Source organism: Chryseobacterium edaphi (assembly GCF_025628985.1).
GTDB lineage: Bacteria > Bacteroidota > Bacteroidia > Flavobacteriales > Weeksellaceae > Chryseobacterium > Chryseobacterium edaphi.
In genome coordinates, this window is sequence record NZ_JAOTEM010000002.1 from 286,474 (window position 1) to 306,777 (window position 20,304).

The 20,304-nt window shown below is 33.8% G+C and carries 18 protein-coding genes and 1 pseudogene; 14 read left to right on the top strand and 5 right to left on the bottom strand.

Features of this window, described 5'->3' with window-relative positions; genetic code table 11:
* Window positions 1-28: 28 nt before the first annotated feature.
* Window positions 29-193 carry a bacteriocin-like protein gene (locus NZ698_RS09455; protein WP_263002866.1) on the top strand — a complete coding sequence of 55 codons (165 nt, stop codon included), beginning with the start codon at window positions 29-31 and terminating at the stop codon, window positions 191-193.
* Window positions 194-248: 55 nt separating this feature from the next.
* On the opposite strand, the pseudogene NZ698_RS09460 reads toward NZ698_RS09455, so the two are convergent.
* Together NZ698_RS09460 and NZ698_RS09465 are read right to left on the bottom strand one after the other, a co-directional pair.
* A pseudogene (locus tag NZ698_RS09460) lies at window positions 249-1,293 on the bottom strand (PA0069 family radical SAM protein).
* A 133-nt stretch (window positions 1,294-1,426) separates the two neighbouring features.
* Complete coding sequence (locus NZ698_RS09465; RefSeq protein WP_263002867.1) at window positions 1,427-1,618, bottom strand: hypothetical protein; 192 nt, start codon at window positions 1,616-1,618, stop codon at window positions 1,427-1,429.
* A gap of 175 nt (window positions 1,619-1,793) precedes the next feature.
* Here NZ698_RS09465 and NZ698_RS09470 point away from each other — a divergent pair, with 175 nt between their 5' ends.
* Window positions 1,794-2,144 (top strand): hypothetical protein, encoded by a 351-nt coding sequence (locus NZ698_RS09470; RefSeq protein ID WP_263002868.1) that lies wholly within the window; start codon window positions 1,794-1,796, stop codon window positions 2,142-2,144.
* A 32-nt stretch (window positions 2,145-2,176) separates the two neighbouring features.
* On the opposite strand, the gene NZ698_RS09475 is transcribed toward NZ698_RS09470, so the two are convergent.
* Window positions 2,177-4,858, bottom strand: coding sequence for an AsmA family protein (locus NZ698_RS09475; protein ID WP_263002869.1), 2,682 nt, complete (start codon window positions 4,856-4,858; stop codon window positions 2,177-2,179).
* Between the two features lie 14 nt (window positions 4,859-4,872).
* Entirely contained in the window at window positions 4,873-5,670 is a 798-nt protein-coding gene (locus NZ698_RS09480; RefSeq protein ID WP_263002870.1) for a DUF2797 domain-containing protein, read from the bottom strand.
* Window positions 5,671-5,846: 176 nt separating this feature from the next.
* Here NZ698_RS09480 and NZ698_RS09485 point away from each other — a divergent pair, with 176 nt between their 5' ends.
* The 7 genes from NZ698_RS09485 to msrA all read left to right on the top strand — a co-directional run bounded on the left by NZ698_RS09485 (window position 5,847) and on the right by msrA (window position 15,902).
* Complete coding sequence (locus NZ698_RS09485; protein WP_263002871.1) at window positions 5,847-6,869, top strand: GDP-mannose 4,6-dehydratase; 1,023 nt, start codon at window positions 5,847-5,849, stop codon at window positions 6,867-6,869.
* 138 nt (window positions 6,870-7,007) lie between these two features.
* Window positions 7,008-7,229 carry a DUF2795 domain-containing protein gene (locus NZ698_RS09490; protein WP_034709134.1) on the top strand — a complete coding sequence of 74 codons (222 nt, stop codon included), beginning with the start codon at window positions 7,008-7,010 and terminating at the stop codon, window positions 7,227-7,229.
* A gap of 114 nt (window positions 7,230-7,343) precedes the next feature.
* Entirely contained in the window at window positions 7,344-10,415 is a 3,072-nt protein-coding gene (gene secA, locus NZ698_RS09495) for a preprotein translocase subunit SecA (RefSeq protein ID WP_263002872.1), read from the top strand.
* Between the two features lie 151 nt (window positions 10,416-10,566).
* The gene (locus tag NZ698_RS09500) at window positions 10,567-12,717 is read left to right on the top strand and encodes a TonB-dependent siderophore receptor (protein ID WP_263002873.1); all 2,151 of its coding nucleotides are present in this window, start codon (window positions 10,567-10,569) and stop codon (window positions 12,715-12,717) included.
* A 141-nt stretch (window positions 12,718-12,858) separates the two neighbouring features.
* Window positions 12,859-14,070, top strand: a complete 1,212-nt coding sequence (locus NZ698_RS09505; RefSeq protein ID WP_263002874.1) for a PepSY-associated TM helix domain-containing protein — start codon at window positions 12,859-12,861, stop codon at window positions 14,068-14,070.
* A gap of 82 nt (window positions 14,071-14,152) precedes the next feature.
* Entirely contained in the window at window positions 14,153-15,121 is a 969-nt protein-coding gene (locus tag NZ698_RS09510) for an ROK family protein (protein ID WP_263002875.1), read from the top strand.
* Window positions 15,122-15,344: 223 nt separating this feature from the next.
* Window positions 15,345-15,902 (top strand): peptide-methionine (S)-S-oxide reductase MsrA, encoded by a 558-nt coding sequence (gene msrA / locus NZ698_RS09515; protein WP_263002876.1) that lies wholly within the window; start codon window positions 15,345-15,347, stop codon window positions 15,900-15,902.
* A gap of 37 nt (window positions 15,903-15,939) precedes the next feature.
* On the opposite strand, the gene NZ698_RS09520 is transcribed toward msrA, so the two are convergent.
* A complete protein-coding gene (locus NZ698_RS09520) occupies window positions 15,940-16,764 on the bottom strand; it encodes a hypothetical protein (RefSeq protein ID WP_263002877.1) in 825 nt (274 codons plus the stop codon).
* Window positions 16,765-17,145: 381 nt separating this feature from the next.
* On the opposite strand from NZ698_RS09520, the gene NZ698_RS09525 reads away from it, so the two are divergent.
* The 5 genes from NZ698_RS09525 (at window position 17,146) to NZ698_RS09545 (ending at window position 20,293) form a co-directional block, all read left to right on the top strand.
* Window positions 17,146-17,337: a hypothetical protein gene (locus tag NZ698_RS09525; protein WP_263002878.1), complete on the top strand. Its 192-nt coding sequence runs from the start codon at window positions 17,146-17,148 to the stop codon at window positions 17,335-17,337.
* 22 nt (window positions 17,338-17,359) lie between these two features.
* On the top strand, window positions 17,360-19,003 hold the full coding sequence (locus NZ698_RS09530; RefSeq protein ID WP_263002879.1) for a tetratricopeptide repeat-containing sensor histidine kinase: 1,644 nt from the start codon (window positions 17,360-17,362) through the stop codon (window positions 19,001-19,003).
* A 5-nt stretch (window positions 19,004-19,008) separates the two neighbouring features.
* Complete coding sequence (locus tag NZ698_RS09535) at window positions 19,009-19,674, top strand: response regulator (protein WP_263002880.1); 666 nt, start codon at window positions 19,009-19,011, stop codon at window positions 19,672-19,674.
* Window positions 19,675-19,806: 132 nt separating this feature from the next.
* Entirely contained in the window at window positions 19,807-19,956 is a 150-nt protein-coding gene (locus NZ698_RS09540) for a hypothetical protein (protein ID WP_263002881.1), read from the top strand.
* Between the two features lie 4 nt (window positions 19,957-19,960).
* Window positions 19,961-20,293 (top strand): YegP family protein, encoded by a 333-nt coding sequence (locus NZ698_RS09545; protein WP_263002882.1) that lies wholly within the window; start codon window positions 19,961-19,963, stop codon window positions 20,291-20,293.
* Window positions 20,294-20,304 lie beyond the last annotated feature (11 nt).

Consider the following 20,304-nt stretch of genomic DNA (forward strand, 5'->3'; position numbering starts at 1 on the left):
AGACCATCAAATTTTAAAACAAAACGTTATGAAAAATCTAAAAAAATTGAGCAAAGACCAATTAAAATCAATCTCAGGAGCAGGTGGAATCAAAGGATCTCCAGAACCTGACTTTTGCATGTATTACTGTAACGGTGTTGTCATTTGTGCAACTTGCAGTAAAGATTTTAAATGTCCGGATGATTCTATTTAAAAAATAATCAGCAATGATCAGAAACCGTTTCTTTTGGGGAACGGTTTTTTTTATTTCAAAACAATCTCAACTGCTGTTCTCTGGCTCCCGTAAAGCCATCTTTAGAAAGTTTAGGAAATTCTTTTCCGTCAAAATATTTCTTTCTACCGATTTTAAATGTATTATGAATCATTTCTGCAATATTCCCTTCGCCTTTCTGTCTTTCAAAATATCTTTTTTCACCCAACTTTCCGCCGCGCATTGATTTGATTAAATTTAAAACTTTCTGTGCTCTGTCCGGGAAATTTGACTCAATCCATTTTACAAAAACCGGTTCAACAGTATCGTTTAACCTAACCAAAGTATATCCAAAACTCTGAGCTCCGACTTCAGAAAATAGCTTTTAAAATACTTAAAGGTTCATCGCTGTTCAATCCGGGAATAATCGGGGCAACCATAACATTTACGGGTATTCCATTTTCAGAAAGAATTTCTACTGCTTTCAATTTATTTTTTGACGAGCTTGTTCTTGGTTCCATTTTTCTGCGTAAGTCTTTATTGATTGTAGGAATACTTAATGAGACAGAAACTAAATTCTGCTCTGCCATTGGTTTTAAAATATCCAGATCTCTCAACACCATCGCATTTTTTGTCAGAACATTGACAGGATGTCTGTAATCGAGACAGACTTGTAACAACTTTCTTGTAATTTCAAATTGCCTTTCGGCAGGTTGATAACAGTCGGTGTTGCCAGAGAGTAAAATCGGTTGAGGCTTGTAACCTCTTTTTCTGAAGAATTTCTCCAGTAATTCCGGAGCATTTTTCTTGACCATGATTTTTCTTTCAAAGTCAATTCCCGCACTGTATCCCCAATATTCGTGGGTGGGTCTTGCGAAACAATAAGAACATCCGTGCTCACAACCCTGATAAGGATTCATGGAATATTCCATCGGCAAATCTTCACTTTTTACCTGATTGACAATGGTTTTCGGGAAAACTTCTGTGAAAGTGGTTTTTACAGTTTCAAAATCTTCATCTTCAGGCTCAAAGGTGAATCTGTCGAAACGGTTGATGACATTTCGCTGAGCTCCCTGACCTTTTATGATATTTTCGTTCTGCATTTCTTTTGTAAAATTATAACGCTTTGTTTTGAAAATAATGAGTTTTAACACTAAAGTTTTCCACAAAAAAAAATCCGGCATCAAATATATGATGTCGGTCTTTTTTAAAATTTATTTCTCTTGCTACTTCTTATTATTTGAAAGCATAATATTCTATCCCATGATCATCGTCGTCATATTTTTTATCAAAATGTCTGTGATGATCAGAATAATAATCGCTATACTTTTTATGTTTTTTACTTAATATTTTTTTTACGCTTAAAAAGCTAAGCACTGCCAAAAGACCTACTCCTCCTGCCAGTAAAACTCCTACTTCTTTTTTCATAATTTAGTACAATTTTGTAAATAGATTAAGCAAATAGTGTACCTTTTTTTATTCGTATAATGATAAATTTTGTTAATGTCAGCTTCATTTTCCGCCTCTAAATATCTTTGTCAAGATAAATTGTGGTTTGAAAATTGTAGTAATTCTGTACGAAACAAATCAAAAAAATAATATTATGGAAAATCCGAATAACATTGACAGAATGACCACTTTGAGCCAGGTAATGGAAAGGCTGAGAGAAAGAGGTATTCACAGAGAATTCAGAATGAACGAAGCTTGTGAAATGAAGTATGAAGATTCTGACAAAAATTACAAACCTGATGAACTGACAATTTTAAAAACATACCGATTTGAAGGAGACAGCAATCCGGACGACAGCGCTGTTCTTTATGTATTGGAAGACAACTCAGGAAACAAAGGTATCATCATCGATTCTTACGGAGCAGACAGCAACTATCCCGGTCATGAATTTGATACTTTCCTTAGAGATATTCCTGTAAATGAAAGCGACGAATATAATTTTTAAATTAAGCCTTCGCAACAATATAAAAACCGAAACTACTGAGTTTCGGTTTTTTCTTTTTTATAAAAAATTTTCTTAAGTAAACCTTTCTTTTCTTTTGGCTTTTCGGTTTCCTTTTTTGGAGTTGAAACGGCCTTTGAAATATCTTTTTCAGCTTCTTTTACAGAAGATTTCACCTCCTTTACTGTACTTTTTACTTCTTTTACCGATTCCTTGGTTTTTTCGACAGTCTTTTTAGCTTTATCGACATTGATTCCGATCAGCGTTTTCTTCAGACCGTCTTCAATTCCTTTCCAGAAAAGATTAAAGAATGATTTTGTAGGATCTCTTTCAACATCTTCCACTACAACAGACTCCGGAAATTTCCCTGAATCAGATTTAACGAAAATATTAACTACAGCACTCAAAACTCCTTTCTTTTCTTTGCTTTCTTTATCTAAAATTGAGACTTTAAGATCTTTATGTTTTATTTTAAAAGTTCCGCCAATTCCTTTTGGATTTCCTTTAAAATCAAATAACATTTCCTGAATTGTTCCCGTCGCTGTAACACTCATATACGGAACCACAAAAGCATTCAAAGCTACTGCCGGAATATTGTTGAGTTTTCCTGCAATCGAAAAACGGTCGCTTTGATCTGCCGTATTAAATCCCCAATTGACAGACAGAAGAGACGTTTTCATGAAAGTACAATCGATTTTTATATCAACCTGCGTTGGTCTTCCCTTCATCTTTGCAGAATTCAGGTTTTTTACATTCATATTAAAATTGGTAAACGTCAGTTTTCCCGGTCCGCTGCTTTTTGGTGTATCTTCTTCATATTCTAAAACCGAGTTTTTCAGCTGAAGCAAATCAATAAACATCGGAATTTTGATCGTTCTCAATAATCTGGAATACAATAACTTTTCCTTCGGATCATCTGCCGGAATTTTACTTCTGAAAATATTGGCATTGGCAGACGAAATTGTCATATTAGTTGCGTGTAAAAATTTATTCTCTGAAAACAAGTCCCAATTTCCAACTGCAGTTACCTGATTTGCTTTCAGGTCATACAAATCGCTTTCAACAGGAATCATTCTGATAAACTGAGCTCTTGAAACAAGAGGTTTCATGTCAAACTTTTCAAGTTTTATTTTATTTTTATCAAATGCTAAAGCTCCCACTGTCATGTTGTAAAACTTTGTTTTGTAGGCAAAATTCTTGGCTGTCAGATTATAATCTTTCACTTTTACAGCCAAACCTCCGCTCTTTGGTTTCTCTGTCAGTTCAATATCTTTTATTGTTGCATTAAGATCTTTGAATTGTAACGGCTGATTTTTTGAATCATAAGTTAAATTTGAATTCTTTAAAGTAACGTTTCTTACTAAAATTGGAAACTGAATTCCGTTGAAATCTGACTTTTTATTAGATTTAATGGTTCCTGCTGTAATTGTTCCGTCAACCTGATTTACCAAAACGTCTTTTACATCAAGATTGAGTTTTTTGTCAACGATTTCCCATTTATTAATGTTAAAAGCTATTTGACTGGCCTTAAGATTCATTGTCGTTTTTCCAGAACCTGAATGATTCGGAATAACTGAAATATTTCTAATATCACCTTTTTTCGGACTCAAAACAACACTTCCAAACTTCATGTCCTGATGATTGGAAAACTGAATATCTTTCCCTGAAAAATTGAAATCCTTATATCTCAAAGGAATCATTTCTGCAGAAATCTCTTTGCTGAATTCAATATTTTTAATATTTAAATTAACATCTTTAGCAAAAAGCATTTTATTTCCATTTGCTTTGTTGACCTGAATAACAGCATTATTTAATCTAAAATCATCTAAATTTAATTCAAAATTGACCGGCTTTTTTACTGCATCAGGAATTGCATTGGTAGTATAAATTAAAATATTGGGATTCTGAAAAGTTGCATTACTCAAAGAAACTTTATTATCCTTTAAAACAACATCTGTAAAATCAATTTTCTGAATAGATGCCGAAATCAGTTGCTTTTTCTTTGGGTATGATTTTTTAAAATCTTCAAACTCAATAATCGGAGCAAGCTGAAATTGATCGATTGAAACCTGTCCGTTTGCAGTAGTGATTTTTGCAATTTTTAAATTATAAATATCATCCGGCTGAAAGAAAATATCTTTTCCTTTAATGCTGTATTGATCAAATGTCACAGGAAGTTTGTTTTCCACAGTTTCTTCGTTCAACTGAAGATTTTCTACAATCAGATCTAAATCATTTACACTTAATAATTTTTGTTTGGTATATTTAAAAACCTGAATGGTTCCGTTACTGATTCTGATATTTTCAAAACTGATCGGATTTGTCTTCTTATCCGTTTTTTTATCTTTAGGTTTTGCTAAAACAATATTGAGATTAGGTTTCACCAAAAGCAAATCACTTGAACTGATTGTCTTATTAAAAATAGCATCGTAAATTCCAAAACGACTTACCTTTAAGGTGTCAATCGTTCCCTGAAAACCCATTATATTGACGTTCTGCGGATTTTTATTATTGACGGTAATTCCTGTCGCAAAAATATTTCCGGTTCCCAAATCTACACCCAAAGATTTGTAGGAAACCTGATAATCGGTATTTTTTTTAATATAATCAGGAAGCTGGGTTTTGAGCCAGATATTGATCGCAAAGTTCGCAATCAGAATAAGTCCGAAAAAAATTCCAAGACCTATTAAGAGCTTTTTCACCCAGGCTTTTTTCATAAATTATATTTGAATTAGTTCTTTACATTCATCTCAATTACGTATCCTTCATGTCCTCTTACATTCATAAAATTTCCACCATCAAATCCCAAATATTGTCCTTTAATTCCAACAAGTTTTCCTGTAAATTCAGGTTTTTTGTCGAGCGTAAAAGAAGTTACTTTTTCCGGTTTTGAAAAAGGATAATCAAACTTCCACATATTTTCGCCTTCAGAATAAAATTTCTGGAAATCTTCAGGGAAATATTCCTTTATTTTCTGCTGGAAATCTGCCAAATCTACCTCATCTTCAAAATCATCCTGCAGCATTTTTCTCCAGTTGGTTTTGTCGGCAAGATGTTCTTTTAGGGCAACTTCTATCATCCCGGCTTCATAGCGATTTTCAGTTCGTGCAATCGGTAAAGCAAATGTTGCGCCCTGATCAATCCATCGCGTGGGAATTTGCGTATTTCTCGTCACTCCCACTTTTACATCTCCGGTATAAGCTAGATATACGGTATGCGGCTGCAATTGGATTTGTTTTTCTACTTCTAAATCTCTTTCACCAACTCCCAAATGAGCGGTAGAAAGCTCCGGACGGATAATCGTATCACTTGCATACGGACTCTCAAAAAAACAGCTTTTGCAGAAACCCATTCTGTAAATTGTTTTATCTAATCCACAATTTACACATTGAAAACCTGTATGTTTAATGCTTAATTCCTTACCCAACAATTCGTTCATATGAATTAAATCTCCCGAAAGATTCAGATAATATTGTATCGGCTGATCATTAAAACTTGTCATTTTTAAAATTTGTCCCTGAAACTGCATGTTATGATTGTATTACTTTTGTGAAGTAAATGTAATCAAATAATATTTTCATCTGATAATCAACTTTTGGTTTTAACACATAATGCTGCGAGAAAAATTTTAATCGCTGTTGTAATTGTGATTCATAGCGATTTCAAAACATAAATTAATACTTTTGCATTACTAAAAAAACATTGATGACATATCTTGTAACCGGAGGAAGCGGATTTATTGGTTCTCACCTAGTTGAAAAATTATTAAAAGAAGGACATTCTGTCATAAACATTGACAATTTTGATGATTTCTACGATTATCAGGTGAAAATTAAAAATACTTTAGAATCAATTGAAAAAAATATTGACTTTAAATTTTCCGATAAGCAAAACGATATCAAAAATTTGATTTCTCTCTCAAAATCAGGACGTTACATTTTATATTATCAGGATATAAGAGATAAAGAAGGTTTAGAAAAAATATTTAAAAGTCATCAGATTGATCTAATTATTCATTTAGCAGCACTTGCCGGAGTACGACCATCAATCGAAAGACCTTTAGAATATGAAGAAGTAAATGTACGCGGAACGATGAACCTTTGGGAACTCTGTAATCAGTTTGGAATTAAAAAATTCGTTTGCGCATCGTCATCAAGTGTTTATGGAAATAACGAAAAAATTCCTTTTTCAGAATCAGATAATGTCGATCAGCCAATTTCACCTTATGCAGCGACAAAAAAGTGTGGCGAAATTTTAGGTCATGTGTATCATAGCCTTTATGATATTGACATGATTCAGTTGAGATTCTTTACTGTTTACGGACCGAGACAAAGACCTGATTTAGCAATACATAAATTCACAAAGCTTATTTCAGAAAACAAAGAAATTCCTTTCTACGGTGACGGAAAGACCGCAAGAGACTATACCTATATCGACGACATCATTGATGGAATTTTAAAATCAATTCACTATTTAGAAAATAATTCAAAGATTTATGAAATTATAAATCTCGGCGAAAGCGAAGTCATTAATCTTTCTGAAATGTTGTCAGTTATTGAAAAAAATCTTGACAAAATTGCCACAAAAAAAATACTGCCACTACAGCAGGGAGACGTGCAGAAAACCAATGCAGACATTACAAAAGCCCGAAATTTAATCGGTTACAAACCAACTACAAACTTCCAAAATGGCACAAAAAAATTTGTGGAATGGTTTTTGAGAAAATGACATCAATCTACCGCAATCACGCTTACAAAAGCATTTGCAGTAATCATAGACGAAATTTAATAAAAGAATTGAAAATCAAGTCATAAAAAAAGTTTATAATATAACCTATTTTTATACTTTTGCAAAAAATAATAAATTATGTACTGGACATTAGAATTAGCTTCATACTTAAGCGACGCACCTTGGCCGATGACAAAAGCAGAATTGATCGACTACGCAATCAGAACTGGTGCACCAATGGAAGTTGTAGAAAACCTTCAGGCTATTGAAGACGAAGGTGAAGTATATGACGCTATTGATGAAATCTGGAGCGACTATCCTACCGACGAAGATTATCTTTGGAACGAGGACGAATACTAATAAAAGCATTAGGCTTTAGGCAACACGCTTAAAGCTTTTTCAATAATAACATACACCATCGAGTGTAATTTTAATATGCTTGAAACCTGAGGTTTTGAGCTTAAAACAAATTCTATGAGTTTTTTAAATAAAGTTCTTAAAGGGTTTTTGGGAGACAAGAAAGCGCAGGACCTTAAGGAAGTAAAAAAAGTTGTAACCAAAATCAAAGCTGTTGAACCAAACATCGGAGAATTATCTGATGACGGTTTGAGAGAAAAGACCGCTGAATTTAAATCTAAAATTAAAGAAGCGACCAATGCTATTACAACTCAGATAGAACAAATCAAAGAGCAGATCAAAAACTCAAAAAATGTTGATGAGAAAGAAGCTCTGTTCTCTAAGATAGAAGCTTTGAAAAAAGATTCTTACGAGATTGAAGAAAAAGTTCTGTTACAGGTTCTTCCGGAAGCTTTTGCGTTGATCAAAGAAACGTCAAAAAGATGGGCTCAAAACGGAGAAATCCGTGTAACGGCTACAGACTGGGACAGAGAACTTGCTGCAACTAAAGATTTCGTTGAAATCCAGGGTAATGAAGCAGTTTGGAAAAACTCATGGAATGCAGCCGGAACTCCTATTTTATGGGACATGGTGCATTACGACACTCAGTTTATTGGTGGTGTCATTCTACACAGCGGTAAGATTGCCGAAATGGCAACCGGTGAAGGTAAAACTTTGGTAGGTACACTTCCAATTTACCTGAACGCACTTCCTGAAAGAGGGGTACACGTAGTAACGGTGAACGATTATTTGGCAAAACGTGACTCGGCGTGGATGGGACCATTGTACCAATTCCACGGAATGTCTATCGACTGTATTGATAATCACCAACCGAATTCAGACGGAAGAAGAAAAGCATACAACTCAGACATTACATACGGAACCAATAATGAATTTGGTTTCGATTATTTGAGAGATAACATGGTGGCTTCACCTACAGAATTGGTACAAAGAGAATTAAACTTTGCCATTGTGGATGAGGTTGACTCTGTATTGGTGGATGATGCAAGAACGCCATTGATTATTTCAGGTCCGGTTCCTCAGGGAGACAGACAGGAATTTGATGTTCTAAAACCTTCTATCGACAGAATTGTTGAAGTTCAGAAAAAAACAGTTTCTGGAATCTTTAATGAAGCTAAAAAATTAATCGCTGCCGGAAATACTAAAGAAGGCGGATTTAAATTACTTCAGGCTTACAGAGGTTTACCAAAAAACAGACAGTTAATCAAGTTCTTATCTGAAAGCGGAAACAGAGCATTGTTACAGAAAGTAGAAGCTCAGTATATGCAGGATAACAATCGTGATATGCCAATCGTTGATAAAGATTTATATTTCGTTATCGAAGAGAAAAACAATCAGGTTGATTTGACGGATAAGGGTGTTGAATATATGTCTCAAGGAAATTCAGACAACAATTTCTTCGTACTTCCTGATATCGGGACTGAAATTGCTGAAGTAGAGGCTAAAAATTTATCTAAAGAAGAAGAATTTGAAGCTAAAGAAAAACTGTTCTCTGACTTTGCTGAAAAATCTGAGCGTGTTCATACAATGAGTCAACTATTGAAAGCATACACATTATTCGAAAAAGATGATGAATATGTTGTCATTGATGGCGAAGTAAAAATCGTTGATGAACAGACAGGTCGTATCATGGAAGGAAGACGTTACTCAGACGGTCTTCATCAGGCAATTGAAGCTAAAGAAAGCGTAAAAATCGAAGCAGCTACACAGACTTTTGCTACCGTTACTCTTCAGAACTACTTCCGTATGTACAACAAACTTGCGGGGATGACGGGTACTGCAGAAACTGAGGCTGGAGAACTTTGGCAGATTTACAAATTAGACGTTGTGGTAATTCCTACCAACCGTCCGATTCAGAGACATGACAGACAGGATTTGGTTTTCAAAACCAACAGAGAAAAATATAACGCTGTAATTGAAGAAATTGAAAATTTAACATCTGCCGGAAGACCTGTATTGGTGGGTACGACTTCTGTTGAGATTTCACAATTGCTTTCAAAAGCACTTCAGTTACGAAAAATTCAGCACCAAGTATTGAATGCTAAGCTTCACAAGAAAGAAGCAGAAATCGTTGCTGGGGCAGGTCAACCAGGAGTTGTAACCATTGCAACCAACATGGCGGGTCGTGGTACCGATATTAAACTTTCAAAAGAAGTGAAAGAATCTGGTGGTTTAGCAATCATCGGAACAGAAAGACACGATTCAAGACGTGTTGACAGACAGTTGAGAGGTAGAGCAGGAAGACAGGGAGATCCTGGAAGTTCGCAGTTCTATGTTTCTTTGGAAGACAATTTGATGCGTTTATTCGGTTCTGAAAGAATTGCTAAAATGATGGACAGAATGGGTCATAAAGATGGTGAAGTGATTCAGCATTCTATGATTTCTAAATCGATCGAAAGAGCTCAGAAAAAAGTGGAAGAAAATAACTTCGGAACAAGAAAGAGACTTCTTGAGTACGATGATGTAATGAATAAACAGCGTGACGTAATCTACAAGAGAAGAAAGAACGCATTGTTCGGAGATCACTTGAAGTACGATATTACTAACATGATTTTTGATGTTGCCAACTCTATCGTAACAAAAGGTAAAGCTAATGGAAACTTTAAAGATTTTGAATTTGAAGTCATTAAAAACTTCACCATGGAATCTCCGGTTTCTGAAAATGATTTTAAATCTAAACAAATTCCTGAACTTACAGATCTTCTTTTCAAAGCAGCGCAGGCTGACTATGATATGAAGCTGAATCTTCTTAAAGAAAAATCATTCCCTATTATTGAGAATGTTTATCAGAACCAAGGTTCAATGTTTAAAATGATTCAGGTTCCTTTCACAGACGGAGTGAAGACTTTAACAATCGTTACTGATCTGAAAGAAGCTCACGACACCAACTGTGACAGTTTGATCAATGATTTCGAGAAGAATATCACATTATCAATCATTGATGAGAACTGGAAGCTTCACCTTCGTGAAATGGATGATTTAAGAAAATCTTCTCAAGGAGCTGTTTACGAACAGAAAGATCCATTGGTAATCTACAAGCAGGAATCTTTCCACTTGTTTAGCGAAATGGTAGACAAAATGAATAAAGAAATTATTTCATTTTTATACAGAGGAGAAATTCCTGCATAAGAAATATTACAGATATGATAAAAACCGCTTCTTTTGAAGCGGTTTTTTTGTTATTCATTAAATAGTACTTTGGCAATAACATGACAAATGTCAATTTTAGCATTTTATTTAGAATAATTAAAAACAATATATTTGCAAAAAATTACTCTACATGAATAAGCTAATTATTTGCGCTTCATTGTTGTCAACCACTTTTGCTTTTGCACAAGAAAAAGATTCTGCCAACTCAAAAAATATAGAAGAAGTAATCATCAATAAGATGGTGAAAAAACTCGATACCGAATCCTCCAACAAAATGCCGATAAGCTTTATCGAAAATCCACAAGTTTATTCTTCTATAGATAGAGGAATCTTGGAAAATCAGAATATTTTCACTGTGGATGATGCTTACCGAAATGTAACAGGCTTACAGAAAATGTGGAATCCAACCGGAAGAGCCGGAGATGGTGGTTCATTTTTTGTCTTGAGAGGCTTCCCTTCTCAAGCTTCTACAAGAAATGGTATGGTTGCTCCCGTTACTTCTACAATTGATGCGATAAATGTAGAAACTCTGGAATTCTTAAAAGGTCCTGTAGGAACACTTTACGGAAGTACAGTAGCTTCTTATGGTGGTCTTATTAACAGAGTGACTAAAAAACCTCAACAAAATTTCTTTGGTGCAGTCTCAGCTTCTGCCGGAAGTTACAATACTTACAGAGCAACTGCGGATGTTAACGCACCAATTACAAAAGACTTACTTTTCCGTATAAATACAGCTTATACAAATGAAGGAAATTTCACGAAACCAGATGCGAAAAACCAGTATACAACATTCGCTCCGAGTTTGACTTGGAATGTTTCCGACAAAGTTCAGCTGAATGTTGATTATGAATTATTCAGCAACCGAGTAACAGCAAATCCTTATTTCTTCTATCTTTCTCCGAAATCTTTGAACCAAATTACCAATATGAAAGATTTGGAAAAAGCTGCTGGTTTAGATTATAAAGAATCTTACACAGGAAATGATTTGTATATGACGGCAAGAAATTCCAATATTTTCGGAAACGTGAAGTGGAAAATCAACAATAATATCACGTCAAATACTTACATTAATAATTCAGATTCTTATTCTGACGGTTACAACCCTTATTTTTCGATTGGTTATGATAATGCATCTTCTTCATATTTAGTTACAAGAGCAGACCAATCTACAAACGACAGTAAAAAATCTTGGTTCCAAGTTCAACAAAACTTCAACTTCAATTATGATTTCTCCAATGGAATGAAAAACAAAACGGTTGTTGGTTTTGATTATATGAGAACAACAGAAAGATTGAAATACAAGTATTTGAACTCTAATTTTGATACTGTAGCAGCTTCAGGTGCAGATTATTCTGGAATGAATGCTAATGCATTATCTGCACTTTACGCAAGTTCTGCAAATTTTTCAACTTGGGATTATTTGAGAGATTTGAATACTTATTCAGGATATATTTCCAACTTATTTACTCCGATTGCAAACTTGCACATTATGGCAGGACTTCGTTATGAAAACAACGATTATCTAGGCGGAATGTCTGGACCAAATACAGAGAAAGCATTCAACCAATCTGCATTTTCACCAAAAGCCGGACTTGTTTACGAAATCGTGAAAGATAAATTCTCAGTTTTCGGAAATTATCAAAACTCTTTCAAGTCTAACGGATACTATACCTCTGATGTAGCAGGAAATACAACTTTATCAGATCCTGAGAGAGGAAATCAGTTTGAAGGTGGTTTCAAAGCGAGTTTATTCAAAAATAGATTCAACGCAACAGTTTCTTACTACAACATTAAAGTGAAAAATCAATTGCTATATACCGGTGAATACACTGCAAATTTTTCTTCAGTGCAACAACAAACCGCTTCTACACTTAGTAAAGGTTTTGAGTTAGAAGTTAACGCTTATCTTGTTAAAGGTTTCTCGTTGGTCGGAGGTTTAGCTTACAACGATACAGTGGATGAATCAACAGATTTAAGACCAACAACAGCGGGTTCTTTCTGGAACGCTAATTTCAATCTTGCTTATCAATTTATTGATGGAAAAGTAAAAGGTCTTGGATTCGGATTTGGAGGAAATTATGCAAGTGATAATAATGTAACAGGTGATTTCATTTTACCAAAATATTTCGTTTTGAATGCCAATGCATTTTACGATGCCAAGAAATTCAGAATCGGAGTAAAAGTTGATAACTTCACGAATGAACATTATTGGACAGGATATTCCACAGCCAATCCGCAAAAATTAGCAAACTTCTTAGGAACAATTGCTTATAAATTCTAACAAGAATACAAATAAAAACCATCTGCCAAACTGCAAGAGTAGTTTGGCAGATTTTTTTTGATTAAAAACAATCCGATTCGTTAATTGTAATTAATCTAAATAAAAACGGAAAATCTTATATTTGCACAACTTTAGAAATTCATGAAGAAAAAACATCACCCTAAAAGGAAACCGAGCCCATTCAAAAAATGGACTGGGAAACTGCACTTATGGTTCGGATTGGGAATCGGATTTTTGATATTCATTATCTCAATTACCGGTGCTCTCTATGTATTTAAAGATGAAGTGGAAAACTTCACCCGCAAAGATGTTATCAATCACAATGAGCAAAATATCGATCAAAAAGAAATACTTCCAATCAGGGTCCTAGAAAAATCGGTTGTTGCACAGGTCAAAGAAAAATATCCTGTACATTGGGTTAACATCCCGATTGATAAAAAAATGTCGTACCAGTTCTATTGGTATGAGCACAATCCTAAAGCATGGAATTATTTTGAAGAATTTCCTATCTACAAAGTTGCTTACGTCAATCCATACAACGGAAAAGTTCTAGAAACTTATGACGAGAAAAATGGTTTTTTTCAGATTGTAAAAATGATCCACTGGAGTTATTTACTGAAGCAGGAATGGGGAACTTATGTTGTCGGCATTCCGGTGATTATCTTTGTGATCATGCTTATTTCAGGGATTATTTTGTGGTGGCCAAAAAATAAAGCTGCCAGAAAACAACGTTTCTCATTCAAATGGCAAAATGTAAAAAGCTGGAAAAGAAAAAATTACGACCTTCATAACGTCCTAGGATTTTATGCATCAATATTTGCTTTAATATTTTCTCTTACCGGTTTGTTCTACGCATTTTTTGTTGTTCAGGCGGCGTTTTATTTTATCTTTTCTGGAGGAAGTACAGTCTATCCTGATTTCTCATCTATTAAAACAAAAGCTCCTACAGAGTTGAGAACTGAGGGCACTTTAGATAAAATCAGCAATACCGTAAAAGAAAAATATCCTGATTCTTTCGGTTTCGCAATCGATTTAGGGCATCCTCACATGGATGATCATGAGCATCCAAATTTTGAAGTTTTTGTAAAACACCTCTCCTATTCTTACCATAAAAGCAGCAGTCTGATTTTCGATGAAAACTCCGGAGAATTACTTCATACGCATGATATGAAAGATAAAAATTTTGGTGAGAAAACAGTAGGAGCGAATTACGACATTCACGTTGGATCGATTTTAGGATTGCCAACCAAAATTATTGCTTTCATTGTAAGTTTGATCTGTGCATCTTTACCCGTAACAGGATTTTTAGTTTGGTGGGGAAGAAGAAAAAAAACCAAAAAAGCAATCTCATAAATTTTTAATAATATTCTACATTAAGCTTTATTAATACAATCTTTTTTATAAATTTATTGCCTCGAAATTATACAATAAGAAAATGTCAGTAATAGATTTGTCAAAACAGGTTGCATTAGGTATCGATATCGGTGGGACCAATACTAAATTTGGTTTAGTGAATCACAGAGGCCAGATTTTAGCAAAAGGTTCAATCCCAACCGATCAATACGGTACTCCGGAAGAATTTATTGATGCACTGCACAAAGAAATTCAGCCGTTGATCGATGAGCATGGTGTAGATAAAATGATGGAAGGAATCGGTGTAGGCGCGCCCAACGCAAACTATTACAGAGGAACTATCGAACAGGCCCCCAATCTTCCATGGAAAGGTGTGATTCAATTTGCGGATTTGATGACTGAAAAATTCGGACAGCCTTGTAAAATGACCAATGATGCAAATGCTGCAGCTCTTGGTGAAATGATGTACGGCGCTGCAAGAGGCATGAAAGATTTTATCATGATTACTTTGGGAACTGGTGTTGGAAGTGGAATTGTTTCCAGCGGACATTTGATCTATGGTCATGACGGTTTTGCAGGAGAACTCGGTCATACCATCGTAAAACCAGGCGGAAGAAAACATTGGAGCACAGGTTCTGAAGGAAGCCTTGAATCTTATGCATCTGCTACAGGAATTGCCATCACCGCAAAAAAAATGAGAGCAGAATTCCCGGATTCTATGCTGAATCAATATCCTGAAGATACCATCAATTCTAAAACCGTACACGAATGCGCTTTAAAAGGAGATCCTGTAGCCATTGAAGTTTTCAGATATACCGGTCAGAAATTGGGTGAAGCATTAGCAAATTTCGTGATGTTCTCTTCACCGGAAGCTATTTTATTATTCGGAGGAGTAATTAAAGCGGGAGATTTTATTTTAAAACCAGCCAAACTTCACATGGAAAGAAACCTTTTACCAATTTTCAGAAACAAAGTAAGATTGGTTTTCAGTGAACTGGATGAAGCAGACGCTGCTATTTTGGGAGCAAGCGCATTGGTTTGGGAAAAATAAATTCAGGCAAATAAAAATAGTAAGCATTCTCTTTTGAGGATGCTTTTTTTGTTTAATATTTTTGCTGAAAATAATTTAAGATTATTTGTGAAATCTATGAGTGCGATTTGTGTTTAAACCTTTGCTTGAAACAATTTTGGCTCAATTTTTTCTTATTTTTGATACGTTTTTAAACTACCTAAAAAAGGTGTGAGAAACTATTAAATTTAAAATCAATTTTAAAATGGATAAAAATAATTTACAGCAAATTACTTTCGGAGGCGGATGTTTCTGGTGTGTAGAAAGCTGTTTTAATATGCTGAAAGGTGTAGAATCTGCAATTTCCGGATATTCGGGTGGTCACACAGATAATCCGACTTATGAAGAAATCTGTACCGGACAAACAGGTCATGCAGAAGTTGTACAAATCACTTATGATCCTGCAATTATTTCTTATGATCAACTGATGGATGTATTTTTCTTCCTCCACGATCCTACTCAGCTTAACGGACAGGGAAATGATATCGGAACTCAATATCGTTCTGTCATTTTCTACAAAGATGATGCGGAAAAAGAAAGAGCGGAAAATGCCATCAAAGAATCTGAAGCGTCAGGAAAATGGTCAGGAAAATATGTGACAGAATTGGCACCATTTGAAAAATTCTGGGCAGCAGAACAATATCATCAAGGATATTACAATGTGAATCCTAATCAGCCTTACTGCAGCGCAGTAGTGGGTCCAAAAATTCAAAAATTTAAAAAACATTTCGGAGAACTTGGAATGTTAACAGATTCAGAATAAAGAAAAAGCGAAGATTTCTCTTCGCTTTTTTTGTTTTTTACTCTTCCTGAATTCCAGCGTACTTTTCAATAATGTAAGCCGTTGAACTTCGCAATTCTCGTCCATTATCCGGATCTACACCATCCAAAGTGAAAAACTCTACCACTCCATTATACTTTGAATACCAAGTGTTTCCTATTGCATTCTCAACAGTCAAGGTATCTTTTCTTGTGATTTTTTTAAAATATTTAACTAAATATTCATCCGCTGGTGTTAAATCAAGATTAGGTCGATCGTCTTCACAATCTGTGATTTTATATTCAAATTTATCCCAGTACATACATTTCTTTTCTTTCGTAGATTCGCCTAATAAAGAAAGCACAGAAGGGTTTTCTTTATTTTGTTGTTTAGAAAAAGTATAATTCCCTGTAAGAAGTAATAATACGAAAGCAACTTCTACCATTCCGAAACCATTCTGTTTCATAAATTCCGGCATTTTGAAATATTGTTCGTTGGTAATATTAATGATGATATTCGAAAGCTTTTCCGTTAAAGATTCTTCATTCTCATCTACACTTATTTTTATTGTTGTTTTGTTTGCATCATCTTCTTTTTTTACAAAAGTTCTGGCAAAGTCTGAGAAATCTTTGTAGCCGACATATTGACTTAATTTATTTAAAGTATCAGAATCAATATTGATTTCCTTATCATCCCTTATAAATGCATCGTAATATCTGATAAAAGTCTTATCTGAAATACTTGGTGAAAAATGATCGTCAAAATAAGACCATAAATAAGCAGCTATTCCGCTTTTTGCATTTTTTCCCGATTCTCTTTCTCCTCGCTTAAATACCTCATCGATTAATAGTTTTCTTTTGGACATAATTAGTTTTTAAGAGTATTACAAAATAGGTGATTTCCAACCATACTTCATTACGGTTTTCCGTAATCAAATCCTGTCCATTTATTGTCCATCGATGTCTATGTTTTGTCTAACACCGGCTTCTCCATTTGTCGCAAATTTGCTCAAGAAATCAGTGAGAAACAAACAATTACAAAAACAAATTTACAAAACTGATTTCAAAATCACCTGATAAAACGGAAGAAAACTCCGGGTTGGGAAGCAGATGTTTCTCTTCCGTTTTTGAAGGTTCACTTCCCAAAAAATTTTAGAAGCGCTTCATTTTTTTAATCGTGTAACACTATCTGTGATCTGTTTCGCAGGGAAGAACACGAATGCTTTAACAATAAATTTTTTGACAAAATGATTCAATTACTTTTAGTGCTACTTGGTTTAGCATTCGGAAATAATAACGGAAATGCAACATGCAATGACAATAACGGAGGAACAGTGACAACTCAGGATTCCGGAGGAACAGGTTTAGATCCAGGAACCGGAATTGATCCGGGTGGAGATACAGGTGGGGAAACGCATCCAATACCACCAAAGAAATAATATTATTTTTTAACTTAGGGGAATGAAAAAAAATCATTCCCTTTTTTTATTATTGTTTATTTTAACTTTTATTGCATGTGGTAAAGAAAAAGATAAAATTGAAGCCGATAAGCTTTATGAACAAGGTACTGAATTATATTATAAGAAAAAATTTGATAGTGCATTTGTGAAATTTTATAAATCCTACCAACAATATTTAAACAATAAACAAAATAAAGACGCTGCAGTATCATTAATATTTTCTTCCATGATACAAACTGAGAAGGGAGATTATTTAGGCAGTAATGATAATGCCACAAAGGCTGCAAAGCTTTTAGACAAAAATGATGAAAATTTTTCCTCTATATATAATCAATTTGGTAGAAATCATGAGGAATTAAAAAATTACAAAGAAGCAATATATTTTTACAACAAAGCTATTCCATTTAGTGATAATGAGCATGCGAAATTAGTTTTACAGAATAATATTGGAATTATTAATTTAAAAATTAAAAATTATCCTGAAGCTGTTAAAATTTTCTCCAATGCAACAAAAAACAAATTAATTAAAGACAGTATCGACCTAGGAAATAAAATTTTCGATAATTATGCTTATTCAAAATTTTTATCAAACAAAAATTATAATGCAGAAAAAGAATTAAAATCTATTTTATCAAATAAGTTAGGAAGAAAAGATTTATCTGGAATAAATGCCAGTTTATCTCATCTTGCCGATTTTTTTAAAAACAAAAATCAATCTAAGAGTTTATATTACGCAAAAGCGATGTATGAAAACTCTAAAAAGACAGGCAGTTCTGATGATGAATTAGAAGCTTTAAAAAAGATGATTAGTACTGAAGAAAGTGAGAATATTAAACCCCTTTTTAATAAATATCAAGGCTTAAATGACAGTATTCAAAAGGAAATCAACAATTCAAAAAGCCAATTCACTTCAGTAATTTATGATACAGAACAAAACAGAATTAATGCTTTAAACAGCGAAAACAAAGTTCAAAAGCAATATTTTCTTCTTGTTTTTTTAGCTTTAGTAATTATTATAATAAGTGTTTGGTTTCGCAAACGCCAGATAAGATTAAAAAAAGAAAAAGAACTCGAAGTAAAAAACACAGAACTCAGATATTCCAAAAAAGTACATGACAAAGTAGCCAACAAAGTTTATCATGTCATGTCTGAAGTAGAGAATACTGAGAACATGAACAAAGAAGTTTTGCTTTACAAACTTGATGGGATTTATCAGATTTCGCGAGACATATCCTATGAGAAAAATGATGTCGCTCTTGAGCATAATTTCTCACAGCATTTATCTCAAATGCTAAAATCTTACTCCTCAGAAATTATCAAAGTTCCTATTATCGGTAACGAAGAATCTTTGTGGGAGGAAGTTGCAGATCATTCAAAGGTTGAAGTTTTTTATATCTTACAGGAACTCATGACCAATATGAAAAAACACAGCAAAGCAAATAAAGTTCTTCTTGATTTTTTACTCGAAAATGACCTGATCAATATTGTATATTCTGATAACGGAATAGGAATTTCGGAATTTTCTCCCAAAAATGGTTTGCAAAATACGGAATCCCGTATAAATTCTATTGGTGGAACAATTAATTTTGACACGAAAACAGAAAATGGTTTGATAATAACCCTTTCATTTCCAGCAAAAAATTAATAACTATGTTTAAAAAAGCACTGATAGCCGAAGATTTCGAGAGTTATTACTCATCTATTCAAAATGCCCTTGAAGAATTAAAAATTGAAACTGTTGACAATGTTCAGTATTGTGACGATGCATTTATAAAGATCAAAAAGAGCAATCGTGAACACGCCCCTTATGATTTACTTATTACCGATCTTTCTTTTGTAAGCGATCATAGAGAACAGCATCTAACGAATGGTCGGGATTTAATTAGTATCATTAAAAGTGAATCTCCTACTACTAAAATCATTGCTTTCTCAATAGAAGATAGGGCTGAAGTCATTGATGATCTTTTCAAAACGCATAAAATTAATGGTTTTGTATCTAAAGGTCGAGGTGACCTTAAAGAATTGAAACAAGCTGTAAAAGCTGTCTTTAATGATCAAAAATATATTTCAACCAATATAAAAAATTCGATAAAGACAAAAAATTCTTACGATTTTACAAGATTTGAGATTATTTTGGTGAAATTACTTTCAGAAGGTATGATGCAAAAAAATATTCCTGATTATTTAAAAGAAAACAACATCAAACCATCGAGCTTGAGCAGTGTTGAAAAGTGTCTCAATAATATGAAAGAATCTTTAGGAGTCGGCAATAACGAACAACTGATTGCTCTTTGCAAAGATTGGGGAATTATTTAATGATATTCTTTATAAAATTTATAAAACTTTTCATTTTTTGAAAGGTTTTTTTCGTTTTACGGTTTCCCGTAAGGATTGGTTTTTAAAGGGTTATACTTTTGGAGTGTTAAAACAATTAAAAAAATATTTACTATGAATGTAAAACACACACCAACAGCAATCGTTCACAAAGGACAAAAAGGAGGAACGACTGGTTGCGGAACTGACACGACTATTCATTCTACTCATTGGACAAATACAAGTGAAAAAATAACATGTGATAAAAACGGCTGTAAAAACTAAAATCATGGGAAAATTTGAAATCACTCAGAGAGTTAACAAAGAATATCAATTTAACTTGAAAGCCAACAACGGAGAAATCATTTTAATGAGTGAAGGATACGTTCAGAAATCATCTTGTCAAAAAGGAATTGATTCTGTGAAAATTAATTCACAAAACGATGCGAGATATGACAGACGAGTTACAGTTAACAGCAAAGATTATTTTGTCTTGAAAGCCGGGAATGGAGAAATTATAGGTAAAAGCCAATATTACAGTTCAAAAGCTTCTATGGAAGTTGGCATTTCTTCTGTTAAAACCAATGCTCCGACAGCAGAAACTGTTGATGAAACGATTTAAAAATCAAAACC

Coding starts and splice junctions, on each gene's coding strand:
- NZ698_RS09540 (WP_263002881.1), top strand. CDS start 19,807: ATGAATGTAAAACACACACCAACAGCAATCGTTCACAAAGGACAAAAA.
- NZ698_RS09480 (WP_263002870.1), bottom strand. CDS start 5,670: ATGCAGTTTCAGGGACAAATTTTAAAAATGACAAGTTTTAATGATCAG.
- NZ698_RS09475 (WP_263002869.1), bottom strand. CDS start 4,858: ATGAAAAAAGCCTGGGTGAAAAAGCTCTTAATAGGTCTTGGAATTTTT.
- secA (WP_263002872.1), top strand. CDS start 7,344: ATGAGTTTTTTAAATAAAGTTCTTAAAGGGTTTTTGGGAGACAAGAAA.
- msrA (WP_263002876.1), top strand. CDS start 15,345: ATGGATAAAAATAATTTACAGCAAATTACTTTCGGAGGCGGATGTTTC.
- NZ698_RS09520 (WP_263002877.1), bottom strand. CDS start 16,764: ATGTCCAAAAGAAAACTATTAATCGATGAGGTATTTAAGCGAGGAGAA.
- NZ698_RS09500 (WP_263002873.1), top strand. CDS start 10,567: ATGAATAAGCTAATTATTTGCGCTTCATTGTTGTCAACCACTTTTGCT.
- NZ698_RS09545 (WP_263002882.1), top strand. CDS start 19,961: ATGGGAAAATTTGAAATCACTCAGAGAGTTAACAAAGAATATCAATTT.
- NZ698_RS09530 (WP_263002879.1), top strand. CDS start 17,360: ATGAAAAAAAATCATTCCCTTTTTTTATTATTGTTTATTTTAACTTTT.
- NZ698_RS09510 (WP_263002875.1), top strand. CDS start 14,153: ATGTCAGTAATAGATTTGTCAAAACAGGTTGCATTAGGTATCGATATC.
- NZ698_RS09535 (WP_263002880.1), top strand. CDS start 19,009: ATGTTTAAAAAAGCACTGATAGCCGAAGATTTCGAGAGTTATTACTCA.
- NZ698_RS09525 (WP_263002878.1), top strand. CDS start 17,146: ATGATTCAATTACTTTTAGTGCTACTTGGTTTAGCATTCGGAAATAAT.
- NZ698_RS09465 (WP_263002867.1), bottom strand. CDS start 1,618: ATGAAAAAAGAAGTAGGAGTTTTACTGGCAGGAGGAGTAGGTCTTTTG.
- NZ698_RS09470 (WP_263002868.1), top strand. CDS start 1,794: ATGGAAAATCCGAATAACATTGACAGAATGACCACTTTGAGCCAGGTA.
- NZ698_RS09505 (WP_263002874.1), top strand. CDS start 12,859: ATGAAGAAAAAACATCACCCTAAAAGGAAACCGAGCCCATTCAAAAAA.
- NZ698_RS09455 (WP_263002866.1), top strand. CDS start 29: ATGAAAAATCTAAAAAAATTGAGCAAAGACCAATTAAAATCAATCTCA.
- NZ698_RS09490 (WP_034709134.1), top strand. CDS start 7,008: ATGTACTGGACATTAGAATTAGCTTCATACTTAAGCGACGCACCTTGG.
- NZ698_RS09485 (WP_263002871.1), top strand. CDS start 5,847: ATGACATATCTTGTAACCGGAGGAAGCGGATTTATTGGTTCTCACCTA.